Source organism: Polynucleobacter sp. AP-Melu-500A-A1, from assembly GCF_018882125.1.
GTDB lineage: Bacteria > Pseudomonadota > Gammaproteobacteria > Burkholderiales > Burkholderiaceae > Polynucleobacter.
Genome location: NZ_JACVOZ010000001.1, coordinates 491,750 through 506,142, shown reverse-complemented (window position 1 = coordinate 506,142; position 14,393 = coordinate 491,750). Strand labels below are relative to the sequence as shown.

The 14,393-nt window shown below is 45.6% G+C and carries 13 protein-coding genes; 5 read left to right on the top strand and 8 right to left on the bottom strand.

Annotation, left to right across the window (positions count from 1 at the left end; genetic code table 11):
• Positions 1-14: 14 nt before the first annotated feature.
• Positions 15-905 carry an alpha-1,2-fucosyltransferase gene (locus ICN38_RS02705; protein ID WP_216254744.1) on the top strand — a complete coding sequence of 297 codons (891 nt, stop codon included), beginning with the start codon at positions 15-17 and terminating at the stop codon, positions 903-905.
• 9 nt (positions 906-914) lie between these two features.
• On the opposite strand, the gene ICN38_RS02700 is transcribed toward ICN38_RS02705, so the two are convergent.
• Genes ICN38_RS02700 through galE form a run of 3 tightly spaced genes read right to left on the bottom strand, consistent with a single transcriptional unit; the run spans position 915 to position 3,818 of the window.
• Positions 915-1,895 (bottom strand): glycosyltransferase family 2 protein, encoded by a 981-nt coding sequence (locus tag ICN38_RS02700; protein WP_216254741.1) that lies wholly within the window; start codon positions 1,893-1,895, stop codon positions 915-917.
• A gap of 6 nt (positions 1,896-1,901) precedes the next feature.
• Positions 1,902-2,807 (bottom strand): DUF6492 family protein, encoded by a 906-nt coding sequence (locus ICN38_RS02695; RefSeq protein ID WP_216254738.1) that lies wholly within the window; start codon positions 2,805-2,807, stop codon positions 1,902-1,904.
• Positions 2,808-3,818: a UDP-glucose 4-epimerase GalE gene (gene galE, locus ICN38_RS02690; protein WP_216254737.1), complete on the bottom strand. Its 1,011-nt coding sequence runs from the start codon at positions 3,816-3,818 to the stop codon at positions 2,808-2,810.
• A gap of 134 nt (positions 3,819-3,952) precedes the next feature.
• Here galE and ICN38_RS02685 point away from each other — a divergent pair, with 134 nt between their 5' ends.
• On the top strand, positions 3,953-5,332 hold the full coding sequence (locus tag ICN38_RS02685; RefSeq protein ID WP_216254735.1) for a hypothetical protein: 1,380 nt from the start codon (positions 3,953-3,955) through the stop codon (positions 5,330-5,332).
• Here the strand turns inward: ICN38_RS02685 and ICN38_RS02680 are convergent.
• Both ICN38_RS02680 and ICN38_RS02675 read right to left on the bottom strand, forming a co-directional pair.
• Positions 5,329-6,660, bottom strand: a complete 1,332-nt coding sequence (locus ICN38_RS02680) for an undecaprenyl-phosphate glucose phosphotransferase (RefSeq protein WP_216254732.1) — start codon at positions 6,658-6,660, stop codon at positions 5,329-5,331. The two genes, ICN38_RS02685 and ICN38_RS02680, sit on opposite strands and share 4 nt — an antisense overlap.
• 17 nt (positions 6,661-6,677) lie before the next feature.
• Entirely contained in the window at positions 6,678-7,829 is a 1,152-nt protein-coding gene (locus tag ICN38_RS02675; RefSeq protein WP_216254728.1) for a glycosyltransferase family 9 protein, read from the bottom strand.
• Positions 7,830-7,998: 169 nt separating this feature from the next.
• Between ICN38_RS02675 and gmd the strand changes: the two genes are divergently transcribed.
• The 3 genes from gmd (at position 7,999) to ICN38_RS02660 (ending at position 11,532) form a co-directional block, all read left to right on the top strand.
• Positions 7,999-9,090 (top strand): GDP-mannose 4,6-dehydratase, encoded by a 1,092-nt coding sequence (gmd, locus tag ICN38_RS02670; protein WP_216254725.1) that lies wholly within the window; start codon positions 7,999-8,001, stop codon positions 9,088-9,090.
• The gene (locus tag ICN38_RS02665; protein ID WP_216254722.1) at positions 9,083-10,024 is read left to right on the top strand and encodes a GDP-L-fucose synthase; all 942 of its coding nucleotides are present in this window, start codon (positions 9,083-9,085) and stop codon (positions 10,022-10,024) included. Before gmd ends, ICN38_RS02665 begins: the two co-directional genes overlap by 8 nt.
• Before the next feature lie 74 nt (positions 10,025-10,098).
• Positions 10,099-11,532 carry a mannose-1-phosphate guanylyltransferase/mannose-6-phosphate isomerase gene (locus ICN38_RS02660; RefSeq protein ID WP_255562675.1) on the top strand — a complete coding sequence of 478 codons (1,434 nt, stop codon included), beginning with the start codon at positions 10,099-10,101 and terminating at the stop codon, positions 11,530-11,532.
• A 2-nt stretch (positions 11,533-11,534) separates the two neighbouring features.
• On the opposite strand, the gene ICN38_RS02655 is transcribed toward ICN38_RS02660, so the two are convergent.
• Genes ICN38_RS02655 through pyrR form a run of 3 tightly spaced genes read right to left on the bottom strand, consistent with a single transcriptional unit; the run spans position 11,535 to position 14,392 of the window.
• A complete protein-coding gene (locus ICN38_RS02655; protein WP_370624353.1) occupies positions 11,535-12,905 on the bottom strand; it encodes a hypothetical protein in 1,371 nt (456 codons plus the stop codon).
• 9 nt (positions 12,906-12,914) lie between these two features.
• The gene (locus ICN38_RS02650; protein ID WP_216254719.1) at positions 12,915-13,895 is read right to left on the bottom strand and encodes an aspartate carbamoyltransferase catalytic subunit; all 981 of its coding nucleotides are present in this window, start codon (positions 13,893-13,895) and stop codon (positions 12,915-12,917) included.
• Positions 13,892-14,392 carry a bifunctional pyr operon transcriptional regulator/uracil phosphoribosyltransferase PyrR gene (gene pyrR / locus ICN38_RS02645; protein WP_216254714.1) on the bottom strand — a complete coding sequence of 167 codons (501 nt, stop codon included), beginning with the start codon at positions 14,390-14,392 and terminating at the stop codon, positions 13,892-13,894. Before pyrR ends, ICN38_RS02650 begins: the two co-directional genes overlap by 4 nt.
• Position 14,393: the final 1 nt, after the last annotated feature.

Below are 14,393 nucleotides of genomic sequence, written 5' to 3'. Positions count from 1 at the left end.
CTAATTATAGGGTTATGGCCATTTACACCTATCTCCAGGGCGGTCTAGGCAATCAAATGTTTCAATATGCGATTGCTAGAGCCCTCTCCGAACATTATCAAAGCACCTTTTTGCTTGATCGTTCTTGGTTTGGTGTGCCGCAAGCAGAAACTACGCCGCGTCCTTATCAGTTAGATCTGCTCAATATCCAAGAAGTCCCTATAAGTAAAGTTGCCTTCCCTAAAAGGCCTGATAGGCTAATGAGAGCAGTACAAAAATGGCTTTCTCTTGGACCTGTTATCTATTACCAACAAAATGCTTTTGGGTTTGATGAAGGACTCTTGCGCTTAAAGGCAATGCATCAACGCGATCTTTATCTTTTTGGTTATTGGCAAGCTTTCCCATACCTAGAAGCTATTCGCCCCGTACTGCAATCCGAATTTAAAACCAAAAGATCAATTGCTGATCACTACCAAGCTTATCTAGAGAATATATACTCTAGTGAGTCTGTCATGGTCCATATTCGCAGAGGCGATTATGTGCACTCCCCCTCGGCAGCAAAGTTTCATAAGGCATTAGCCTTAAGCTACTACGAGCAGGCAATTGAGTTACTACTACTCAATAAACCCAATGCCCATTTTTTTATTTTTTCAGATGATCTACCTTGGGCTAAAGAAGCTCTACCGAAAGATCTCAAAATTACCTTTGTAGAGAACTCCTTGCAAGCAGATGCTGCCGCCCAAGAATTGCAGCTCATGTATGCATGCAAGCATCACATCATCGCGAATAGCTCATTAAGTTGGTGGGGTGCTTGGCTTAAACAAGATTGCAGTGGTTTGGTAGTGACTCCTAATCGCTGGATTAGCGATAGCAGTCTTGATCTATCCAACCTCTTGCCAGCGAACTGGCAAAGAATTCCTGCTTAAACTATTGCCTTACTTCCCAGAGCGGCCCACAAGGCTGCCATAGAGAGCAACGCAGATACGCTCGAAACGCGTCAAGGGAGTCCACAAGCCATTGCCCCGAAACTGAAAGCGGGCATACAACTCCATATTGGCACCGATAGAGATGTTGGGAATACGCTCGTTCATAAGCTTAATAAAAGACACGCCATACTTTAGGCGCTCATAAAAAGGTAAAGGCCTAGGCAAACAATTCTCCGGGATTCCAAGCATTTTTAAGTAACTGGCCTGCGCATTCGAAAATACGTTACGTGCAGCCTGAAGATGGTTCACACTTGTTTGAGTAGAGTGCAAACGATAAGTAATTAGCTTCTTTCTGATATTGGCAAAACGATATCCGGCTAGGGCAATCTCAGTCCACAAGCAATAGTCTTCAGCGTGCATATATGAAGCCTTATAAGGGAACTGCTTAAATATCTCGAGCTTACCCATCATGGCAGGATTGCATACTGGGCTGCACACACTCAACAAGGCCTGAATATCGGCATTCGAGTGACGTTGCTTAGAACTTTTGCGCTCACCAGTCACTTGATTCAATGTGAAATGGTCGGCGCCACATAAATCTGCGAAGTTGTTTTCTAAAAAGTCGACCTGGAGCGCAAGCCTTTCTGGGAAGGCGCGATCATCTGCATCTAATAAGGCAAGGTACTTCCCTTTGGCCATACCAGCAATCAGATTGCGGGTAGTAATCAAGCCACGATTTTGATCGGAGTAGACCTTAATAATGCGTTTGTCTGTAAATTGATCAATGATCTCGCGCGTGCGATCGCTAGAACCATCATCGACAATGATTAACTCAAAATTACTATAGGTTTGTGCCAAGACACTTTCGATTGCCTCAGCAATATAGCGCTCAGAATTGAAAACTGGCATGGAAACACTAACCAAAGGCATGTCTTTACCTTCTCTATTTATGGGCTGCATCAGGTCTTTGGTGTTGGCAATGTCATTCATAGTCAATTAGAGATAACTTTGCAAAAGACGTAAGAAGCGTTTGCTTCGTTTTAATAATCTTGAGGGCAAAGACTTGGTGGAGGCACCGTAATCTAACTCTGACTCCCAAGCGGATTGATAAATCACACCCATAAAGTTTTGCTTCAACTTCTCTTGAGTCTCGCCTAAGCGACGTGACAGATAGTAATGCCAGTCATAGTGATAAATCCGGAACAAGGGTTCAATCATTCGAACCCGAATCGCTTGGTATTTGAGCAAAGTCTCGCCATAGATTAGCGTCTCTGGATGTTCAGGCGTAATTAAATCCCAAAGTGTTATGCCCTTAGGTTGCAAATACTGCAGATCTAAAGACTCCCACACCTTAGCTGACCAAATAAAAGGGGCTGGAGCGCAGTAGTAATTTGGGCCAACCCTGCCAAACAAGGCTTTGACGGTTTGGGCTTCTTTACGTAACTCTTTTTCAACCCGAAGATGGCCCCGATTCGTTGCGATCTGAAACAGTTCTTTATTTTGATGCAGCACTGTATAGGGCGAACCATCAGGAGCTAGAAAATCGGCTTTACCAAAATCCCGAATAAAAATACTATCTGAATCAATGCATAAATAATTACTTGCTAGGCCCAATCTCCAAAATTCAGACTTAATCACCTGCTGAGCAATACCGCCTGACCTAGTCTTCTGAATATCTTTTGGCGCACGGGGATTTGCTTGAATAATCGCCTCATCTGCAATCCACTGATAACCCTGGTTCTCCCCCAAGAGCGTAAATAGAATATCCCGATCTTCTAGGGGGGTAGAGATGTAAAAAGGAATCGATTCAATATTGTGCTTACGAATAGATTCGAGCAAACGTTTTACGCGCAACAAATCGCGTCGATACGATTTGCAATATAGAACGAAATCCACTGCCATTTAGGATTCGTAACCCATCGGGTTTTGAGATTGCCAGCGCCAACTATCGGCACACATTTGATCTAAATTGCGATACGCTTTCCAGCCTAGTAGTTTTTCAGCTAAAGAAGGGTCTGCATAGCAAGTAGCGATATCGCCTGGCCTTCTATCAACCACTTGATAGGGAATGGGTCGTCCCACAACATCACTATAGGCTTTGAGCACATCCATCACGCTATAGCCTTGTCCTGTTCCCAAGTTCACCGTCAAAGAATCACGTCCAGCCAATAAATACTCCACCGCCTTCACGTGCGCCTGCGCCAAATCCACCACATGGATATAGTCTCTAACACCCGTGCCATCTGGGGTAGACCAGTTATCTCCATACACCTTCAGTTCCGGCATTCTGCCAGCGGCTACCCGTGCAACCAAAGGCGTAAGATTATTTGGAATGCCGCGAGGATCTTCACCGATTAATCCTGACTCATGGGCGCCGACTGGATTGAAGTAACGTAAATAGGCCACACGCCAACTTGGATCGGATACCTCTACATCACGTAAGACCTGCTCACTCATCAACTTAGTTTGACCATAGGGATTGGTAGGTTGTACTGGTGAGGATTCATTAATAGGTACGACGCTTGGGTCACCATAGACCGTTGCAGAAGAACTAAAGACAAAATTCTTACAGTTGTGAGCCTGCATGACTTCTAACAAAGTAAACAGGCCCCCTAAATTGTTTTGGTAATAACGCAGTGGTTGATCAACAGATTCACCAACCGCTTTTAAGGCAGCAAAATGGATTACCCCTTTAATGGGATATTTATTAAAGACCGTTTCCAGAAAGGCACGATCGCAAACGTCGCCCTCAATAAATTCTAATTTTTGACCAGCCAGAGACTCAATCCGAGATAAAGCGAGTGGACTGGAATTGATAAAGTTATCCAAACCTATAACGCGATTGTCTGCGAGCAGCAATTCAAGCCATGTATGTGAGCCGATATAGCCAGTGGCACCCGTTAAAAGAATCATTGCAATTTATCCGCTAATGTAAATACTTGATTAACTCGGAAATCCTGGAAATCTTCTCCATCATCAACCCCCGAGTGGATCGATAAAGGGGTGGGAAGCTGATTTTCCCAATTTAGCCGTTATTATTTGATTATATGAAACCTATTGGCTCAAACCGCTCTTTCTCCATTTTGAGCGCCTTGATCATCTTTATTAGTAGCGCTTTACTGGCGATTTGGTCCCTCACGAATACGATTGCCCTGCGTAATGCACTTTTGGCCATAGGCACCCTCTTGGCCCTCTGGCTAGTGAGGCAATATTCAAAACAAGGCCAAGCGCAATCAACAAGCTCAACAGGCTTTGTCTTTGGTCGATATGCCCCTATTGCACTCTCCTTTGGAATGCTGATCTGGGTAGTCATTCACTATCTGTTCTTTAGTTCTGAGCCTGGGCAACAATTCCAAGAACTTACCAGCACCTGGGTGCGCGTTTTGGAGGCTATTCTGATTGGGTCAGCTACCGGACTCGTTTTAAGAGACTACCCGCGCCGTGCGCAGTTTTTATGGTTTGGCATTTTATGTGGATTTATTTACCTACTTGTTCATTACCTAGAAATGTTTTTTCAGACCGGCAAAGCCTTTATGCCGAACTATTATTTTTCGAGCCCCTTTGGCAACAAAATTAATACGGTACTTATGGGCGGCTTATTTATTAGCGCCATCTGCGGTTCCTCCGCCGGCTCACTAATATATAACCGCCCTCATTATTCCTGGCTCATTTACGTTTATTGGCTATTAGGTGTACTCGCTATTCTGTTTTCTTTCACCACCGTTATTGATACTCGCAATGGCGTTGGTGTTGGCATCATCCTGATTGCAAGCTGGGCACTCTACATTGGGATCTCAAAATTGCGCCAGCAAATTCGCTCTGGCAAACTCGATTGGAAAATCGGTTTAGCCACCTTGGTTCCAGCGATTCTGATTGTGATTTTTGTACAGCAGCACTTGAGCATTAATCGTGGGTGGGCTCACTTTGTTGATGACATCACGGTTGCCGTCAAAATTGATGAAGTGCCTCATTGGCAGGACGTTAAAAAATATGGCTATCCCAATACCGCTACTGGTGAGCCTGTTTATCCCAATAATTATGAGCGCGCCGCCTGGGCTACAGCAGGCATTCAATCACTCTCCAAAAATCCTTTGGGCTACGGAATGCTGGAGCACTCTCTAGGGAAGGTGATTCGCCAGTCCTATCCAGAGGCCATGATTCGATCATCACATAGTGCTTGGATCGATCTTGGTTTAGCCTTTGGCATACCAGGTCTAATCCTGACTTTAGGTGCCCTACTTTCTACCATCGTCTTGGCCCTGAAAAGCAATTCAGCCAATCGATTGGTAGTCATTTGGATTGCTGCAGATTTACTACTGACCTTCACGATTGCTGAAGTTAGCAGTAAACATACGATTGAGATTTTGTTCTTCTGTATTGCTTTGCTCAACACCATGCTGTTGGAGCAAGAGAGTACGAATAGCTAGTACGCGTTTTTATTAACGAAGCCGCGGAAGATCGTAAAGAAAATAATCTTCAGATCCAACCAAAGCGACCAATTTTCAATGTAATACAGGTCATGCTCAATGCGCGCATTGAGATCGGTATCGCCCCGCCAGCCATGAATCTGTGCCCAGCCTGTAATTCCTGCCTTGACCAAATGCTTCTTCATGTAATCTGGGATTTCTTTTTTGAACTGCTCTACAAATACGGGGCGCTCTGGTCTTGGTCCCACAATCGACATCTTGCCTTGGAGAACATTAAAAAACTGTGGCAATTCATCGAGACTGGTGGAACGCAGCCATTTTGAAAACGGTGTTACTGACTTGCCTGCAGAACCACCCCAGACAACCTTACCGTCTTCAAGATCCGCCGGCATAGTTCTAAATTTATAAATCTCAAAGACTTCACCATTCCAGCCCACCCGCTCCTGACGATATAGGACTGGGCCAGGCGAGCTAAGCTTGACGCCAATTGCAAGGATCAACATCAGAGGGCTAATGAAAATCAAAATCAGGGTAGATAAACAAAAGTCTTCCATCGATTTGAGAAAGAGATTCATGCCCGTCATGGGGGTGCCATATAAATCAATCATCTGCATTCCCAGTACCTCACTCACGCCATGATTAATGAGGCGGAATGAAAACCAATCTGGCACAAAGCGAATGGTGGCGGTACTCATCTGCAAATGCTCCATCACCATACGCATCTGAGAACCATCGCCCATAGGTAACGCGAGCCATATTTCATTGAGTGGCTGCTTTGCCAATTCCGATAATTTTTCGGCATCTAAATCTCGTAATTGAGTCTGTACTCGGTACCCGGACCAGCGTGACTCATGAATGCGGCGCGCGATCTCATCTGCAGTTCCGCCAGAACCCACAATCGCAATGTGTCTGAGATTAATACCTTTGCTGCGATAACGACGAATCAAGATATAACTAACTAGTCTGCTGCCACATAAAACAAAAAGACTGATGATGGCCCAAGACCCCAACCAGAGTCGAGAGTACATTTCCGTAGATTTACTAAACACCAACCAAATCAGAATCAAAATCCAAGTCTTTAAAACACCGCTGGCCACTTGACCAAAGAGCGCCATTAAATTGCCGCCACGCCATGAGCGGTATGCACGATTCGTTAAAAATAAATACGCCAAACTCGCCAAGACCATCAAAGAGGCATAGCGTTGTAAGTCTAGATCGGGATCTTTAAAAAACTGAATGGCAAAGAAAGTGCACAGCCCCACCAAATTGATCGCGACAAAATCAAAGATGCGAATCAGGTAGGAATTAATAATGTAGGATGCAGCCATCGTCGTATTTTGCAGTACTACTCGATATTTAAGGAAAATTTGCGAAGGGCAGCCAATACCGCCTCTACAGAAATTTGATCCATTAAGTAAGTTGGATTGTCAGGGTATTCAAAACCTAAATTCAGATAAGCGCCACCCTCATCCGGTCCTGGTCCCAGTACAACAGTATTGTCGCCATTGGAATGGCCAGGATAAATAGGACCCCAACGTTTAGGGTCGGTTGGGCCATGTAAGGCAATCAATGGTTTACCCAAGAGAGCAGCAAGATGCATCGTTCCAGTATTGACCGCCACTACTCCTGATGACCCATTTAAATAAGCTGCAGTCGTCATGAGATTGGCTTTTCCTGCCAAATTGAGCAGGGACTCTGATGGCAACCCATCGAGAATCCGATTGATTTCTTGACACAGTACATTGCTGCGATCCAGATCTCCGGATCCGCCAGTAATCACTACGCCGTATCCAGAAGCAATAGCCCTGCAGGCTAGTGCCGCCCAGGAAGATGTTGGCCATTCACGCAATTCAAAGTGGTTGCCACTAGCCCAGGGGTGCAAAACGAGATAGGGTTGCTTAATATTTAAGCAATTAATACTGCCAAAAGTTGAATAATCAATTGGCGGCATTGAAGCTGCATTAACTCCGAGTGGAGCCAACAAAGCCCTAAAATTGTCTAATTCATGGAGGTTTGGGCTATGTTTCACTGAAAAATCATAGGAAAAGTGCCGATTTTGGCCCTTTGTCTCAAATCCTACCGTCCAACGGGCGCCACTGAAAGCGGTGACTAGGGCCCCTATTCTGGACCACTGGGAGCTATCAATCAAAACATCGACTGGGTGGGCGCGGACCCGTTCCATTGCCGCTAAAGGTTGAGTAATAGGCACCAACACCAGATCGTCATAACCAGTAATGAGGTCGAAAGCTAAGGCATTGGCTGGGGTTGCAAAAACCGTGATTTTTGAGCCAGGAAAGGCTTTGCGCAGATCAGCAATTAAGGATGAGGCCAATAAGGCATCGCCGATGGCAGCAAAAATGCACAGCCCAATGCTTTGAATATGCTCAGGTTTTGTCTTTTTAGACCTTAAAAGAGATAGCCCAAACAAAACAGGCACGCCAATCCAGCGATCGAGCTTGCGCAAGACCCCTCTACCGCGTTCAGCTTTTACAGGCACAGCAACCAATATTTATCCTCGGTATTTGTAAAATTTGCTTTCTGAGCCATCCCATTGTATTTGCTTGTGTTTCTAATGGCTTGCTAGCTAGAAGCTGGCATTTAAAACAATTTACAATAGCCCATTTACTGCGTAATTAACTGTTTAATCCAAATCTAAGAAAATCCCCATGTCAAAATCAAAAGTTGCCCTGATTACAGGTATTACTGGCCAAGATGGTGCGTATTTAGCCGAGTTTTTACTGAAAAAGGGATATGAAGTACACGGGATTAAACGCCGCACCTCACTTTTTAATACTGACCGTATTGATCATCTTTACCATGACCCGCATATTCCAGGCTCAAAGCTCACTTTGCATCATGGAGATTTAACTGACTCCACTTGTTTGATTCGCATCATTCAGCAAACTCAGCCTGATGAGATCTATAACTTAGCCGCGCAGTCTCACGTAGCGGTTTCTTTTGAAGAGCCTGAGTACACAGCCAATTCAGATGCACTAGGTGCACTGCGTCTTTTAGAAGCGATTCGCATCCTCAAACTAGAAAAGAAAACCCGTTTTTACCAAGCGTCGACTTCTGAGCTCTATGGCTTGGTCCAAGAAATTCCGCAAAAAGAAACCACGCCGTTTTATCCACGCTCACCATACGCAGTAGCAAAACTTTACGCTTACTGGATCACTGTGAACTATCGTGAAGCCTATGGCATGTATGCGTGTAATGGGATCTTGTTTAACCACGAGAGCCCAATTCGTGGCGAGACTTTTGTGACACGCAAAATTACCCGTGCACTAGCGCGGATCAAGTTGGGCCTGCAAGAGTGTTTGTACCTGGGTAACTTAGATGCCAAACGTGACTGGGGTCATGCCCGTGACTACGTTGAGATGCAGTGGCTCATGCTCCAACAAGAACAAGCAGAAGACTTTGTGATTGCTACTGGCGTTCAGTACAGCGTGCGTCAATTTATTGATTACGCGGCTGAAGAGCTCGGCATGAAGATCACCTGGAAGGGCGTTGGCGTTGAGGAAAAGGGTTATGACGCTAGCGGTAAGTGTATTGTGGCTGTTGACCCACGTTACTTCCGCCCAACCGAAGTAGAAACACTTTTGGGTGATGCTACTAAAGCCAAAGAAAAATTGGGTTGGGTACCAGCAACTTCATTCCAAGATCTCGTTAAAGAGATGGTGCGCGAAGACTTAAAAGGTGCGGAGCGTGATGAATTAGTCAAGAAACACGGCTACACCACTTTAAGTCGCAATGAATAAAACCGCCAAGATTTATGTAGCAGGTCATCGTGGGATGGTGGGTAGTGGCATTACCCGCCTACTCAAATCCCGTGGCTATAACAATGTCATCACCCGCACGCACTCTGAACTTGATCTTTTAAATCAAGCATCAGTGCATTCCTTTTTAGCTACTGAAAAACCTGACTACATCTTTATCGCCGCTGCAAAAGTGGGCGGTATCCAGGCGAATAATATTTACCGCGCTGACTTTATTTATCAAAACCTCATGATTGAGTGCAACCTCACGCATGGTGCTTATCAAGCCGGCATTAACAACCTGATGTCCTTAGGCTCAAGCTGCATTTACCCAAGAGATTGCCCACAGCCAATTAAAGAAGAGTATTTACTCACAGGCCCACTGGAGCAAACCAATGAGCCTTATGCTTTGGCCAAAATTGCGGGCATCAAGTTGTGTGAGAACTACAACCGTCAGTACGGCACCAAGTATGTGAGCGTCATGCCAACCAATCTTTATGGTCCTGGCGATAACTACGATTTAAACAACTCCCACGTATTGCCTGCACTGATCCGCAAGGCCCATGAAGCGAAATTGCGTAAAGACCCGCATTTAATGGTGTGGGGATCTGGCAAGCCTCGTCGTGAGTTCTTGCATGTGGACGATATGGCCAGAGCTTGCGTCCAGCTCATGGAGCAAGGCTATGACGGCTCTTTTGTGAATATTGGCTGTGGCAATGACATCACTATCCGCGAACTGGTGGAAGAAGTAGTCGCAGTAGTCGGATTTGAAGGCCAATTGCAGTTTGATACCTCAAAACCAGACGGAACCCCACAAAAACTGCTGGATGTGAGTAAAGCCAATGCCCTGGGCTGGAAGGCGGAGATTGCCCTGCGCCCTGGCATCCAAGATGCCTATAGCTGGTTCTTGGAGCACGTGGCACCGACCTTGAAATAATAAGTAGGTAAAGCAATACAGCAAGGGGTCCCTTGCGCTCCTTTCTGCCCTTTTTCTTTAGGTAAAATTTGTTCATGAAACTAAATTTTTCGATGGTAATCATTTGTGGGGGAGCAGGCTCCCGTTTGTGGCCAGTATCCCGAGAAAACCGTCCTAAGGTTTTTATGCCGGTTGCCAGCCAACAGTCACTCTTAAGTGAAACTGCCAATCGCATTGAGTCTTCTAATCCTTGGCTGTGTGTTGTTACTTCAGAAAGCCTTGGCTTTCAGGTTCAAGCAGATTTAAAAGATTCTGAGCAAGAGGCCAATCTCACCATTATTGAGCCCCTGCGTCGTAATACTGCACCAGCCGTACTCTTTGCTGCACTAGCTGCTAAAAATGCGGGTCGTGGAGATATTCCGATGTTGGTGCTGCCCGCTGACCACGTCATTCATGACAAAGTCGGTTTTGAAATGGCTGTAGCCAAGGCTGTTGATTTTGCAATGGCAGGCAACTTGGTTACTTTTGGTATTCCGCCAACCCATGCTGAAACGGGCTACGGCTATTTGAAGCTCGGCAATCCAGCGCGCACCCCTGGAAATGCTGAAGGTCGCATCGTTGAGCAGTTTGTTGAAAAGCCAGCGATGGCTTTAGCCGAACAATATGTTGCCGCCGGAAATTTCCATTGGAACTCAGGCATGTTCTGTTTCACACCGAACACCTTACTTAAAGTGGCTAATGACATCGCACCAAACTTAGCCAAGCAAGTTCAAACCTGTTGGGCAGCAAGTAATCCTGCTGATGCTGTTGATTCATTTACCTTAGACAAAACTACTATGGCGGCCATCGAAGATATTTCTCTCGATTACGCCATTATGGAAAAAGCGCCTAATGTCGTCTCTGTTAATGCCAGCTTTGACTGGGATGACGTGGGCTCATGGGATGCTATGGCAAAGCACTTTCCAGAGGACGAGAATGGTAACGCCGCGGAAGGCAAGGCTATTTTTGTAGACTCTAAAAACAATTTTGTTTTTGGGCGCGAGCGCCTCATTGCTGCCGTTGGCATAGACAACCTCATCATCGTTGATACACCTGACGCTTTACTTGTCAGCGCCAAGGGAAACTCTCAGTCCATCAAAAAAGTAGTTGATGCTCTGAATAAAGATAAAGATGAGCGCGCTATCTATCACAGCACAGTGCACCGCCCATGGGGCACTTATACCGTGATCGAAGAAGGTCCAGACTATAAGATCAAGCGGATTGTGGTGAACCCAGGCGGCAAACTTTCCTTACAAATGCACCATCATCGCAATGAGCATTGGGTCGTGATTACTGGCAAAGCTGAAATCGTCAATGGCGACAAGGTTCTACATCTCAATGCCAATGAGTCGACTTATATTCCAAAAGAAACGCAGCATCGATTGACGAACTTGGGCGATATACCCCTAGTGATCATTGAAGCTCAGGTAGGAGACTACCTAGGTGAAGATGATATTGTGCGTTTCGAAGACCAATACGGCAGAGCTTAACTTTAGATTGCAGCAGTCTCTAGAATTTTCTTAACTGCTTGATTTACTCCAATGGGAGTGCCGCTCACTTGATTCAGATTTTTTTGCTGCCAATCAAGCCAGATTTTCTCAAGCGTCATTGCCAGGCTTGCCTCATCTGCGCTAATACTCAAATAAGCATTACGCTCGAGTAGCATTTGATCTAGCTGAGGATTACGATGGGTCATTGCCCATATTGGGCGCTGCGCCCAGAGGTAGTCATAAAACTTTGAGGGAATATATTCAGCGCACTCTTCACCCGTGCCATGCAGCAGAATTAGGACATCAGCCTCTTGCATCTTCTCCACTACGCGCTCACGCCCTGATAAGCCAGTAACGGGATCTTTTTCAAGACGCCCGTGAGCAAGAAGAACATCTTGATATCCATACTCCTCAATGGCTTGCTCTGTATAGCTATCCAAAGGGGCGCCATAAGCATGCACACGAATAGCTGATCTTGCCTGTGGATATTTTTTTAGTAATTCATTTAATACCTTCAAGATCACTGATAGGCTTCGGTCTTTTGCCAATGAACCAAAGTGGCATAAATTTAAATGTTCTGAATAAGTATGTCCCGCTTGAATCTTCTTAGCACCTGGAGGCTCTGCGCCAGGCATCACAACAAAGCCATGAGCATTACCTGGGGAATTGAGATTGGTATTGCGAACCTTGGCGTAATGCAACGCGCCATCGGTAAACCACCAAACAAAATCAGAATATTTACACAACTGACTCTCTAGAAAATGGCGAAAGCGCGCATCACGATTCTGTGGCTTTACTGCGCCATCATCACCAGGACTTTGACGAATGACCAAGGGGTCATGCACTTCAGAGATCAATTTAATCCCAGTAGCTCTTTTGAGCCAGACACCCGCTAAATGGGCAGACCATGCGCTGCCTACTGAAAAGACAACGTCAACCTTACCCTCTTTAATCAGCTTTCTGCCATGAACAAAGGCTGGCAGTGCCCAAGACCATTGACTGGAGTAACCCAAGACAAGCTTTTCGATCGCAATGAGCGGTGCGAGCAATAAGGAAACGGAGCGCGTCGTGATCTTATAAAAAAGTCCGCGCCCATATTTATTGGCAACCCAATGACGAAAGTCAAAACGAAAACCCGAAGGGCCCCAAGCTAAAAACTGTTGGTGCACAAAGCGTTGATCTTTAATCCCGGTAATCGCACTAAAAACAATAGGCTCAATACCAGCATCTAATAAATAGGGAATTTTGTCGGTAATCGTTAAGCTTGCAGCACGGCCATCCATATTGAAAGCATGCGTCAGAATTAGCCAACGCTTTTGCTGCTGTACTTTGGGAATTTGCACAGCATCCGCTGCCGTTTGAGAAATACTCACCGCAGCCTTCTAGTTACTAGCAAGGATGGACATTACTGCCATGCGCACTGCAATGCCGAAGGTCACTTGATTGAGAATGACCGATTGTGGACCATCAGCAACCACTGAATCAATCTCGACCCCACGGTTCATTGGCCCTGGATGCATGACGATGGCATCTGGTTTTGCGAGTGCTAAGCGGCTAGATGTCAAGCCATATTGTTTAAAAAAGGCATCGCCCTCGGGAACCTGACCCACTTCCATACGCTCTTTTTGGATACGCAAGGTCATCACTACATCCACCCCCTTCAAGCCCTCTTCCATATTATGGAAGACCTTCACGCCCAACATATCTAAATCACTAGGCAATAGGCTCTCAGGTCCAATGACTCTAATTTCTTCGCAACCCAAGGTCGTTAGTGCATGGATATTCGATTTAGCAACTCGACTATGAACCACGTCACCAATAATGGCTACTTTTAAACCACGAAAGTCTTGCTTGAAATGACGCATGGTGTACATATCTAACAATCCCTGAGTGGGGTGTTGATGACTGCCGTCACCCGCATTGACTACGTGTACATGCGAGGGGACATGATTTGCTATTTCTATAGGCGCCCTAGAAACATTGTGGCGCACTACAAATATATCGGCCTGCATCGCCACCAAATTATCAATGGTATCGAGCAAACTCTCGCCCTTAGCAGTTGATGAGGTCGAGATATCCAAGTTAATGACATCGGCTGATAAACGTTTGGCAGCAATCTCAAACGTAGTTCTGGTGCGAGTAGAGTTTTCAAAGAACAGATTGAAAACACTCTTACCACGAAGTAAGGGCACCTTCCTCACTTCTCTAGAAGGGTCTGTAACACTCACAAACTGCTGAGCGGTATCCAGAATATGCACAATCTGCTCTTTAGGTAATCCTTCTAGGGTCAAAAGATGCGTTAACTCCCCAGCAGCATTAAATTGGTTCACGAATTGGCTCGCTTCTTTATTTGCTGCACTCATTCTGCGCGCTCCTCAAGCTGAAAGCTGAACTTACCAGCGGCATCTTTTTCTAAAACCAGAATTTGGTGATCAGGCACCTGAACTTTTTCTCCTACAAAATTAGCAGCAACTGGAAGCTCTCGTTTTCCACGGTCAGCAAGTACCATTAACTCGACTTGTCCGGGACGGCCAAAGTCAAATAATTCATTTAAAGCAGCGCGTACTGTTCTACCCGTTAAGAGCACATCATCAATCAAAATAATATTGGCACCGTTGACATCAAACGGAAGATTGGTCGGCATAGTGCTGGCGGTCCGCAGAGCAGTCATGCCTTTTTCAGCATAATCATCCCGATGAAAAGCCACATTAATCACTCCGAAGTGTGGCAAGCCCAGATCTCTAGCTAAGCGTTCTGCAATCCAAGCGCCGCCCATGGCTAAGCCGGCTAGCTCAAATGAGCCCGCCTGCCTTTGGCGCATATTTTCAAGTAACTTTTCGTATAACTTTTCAGCGTTCATT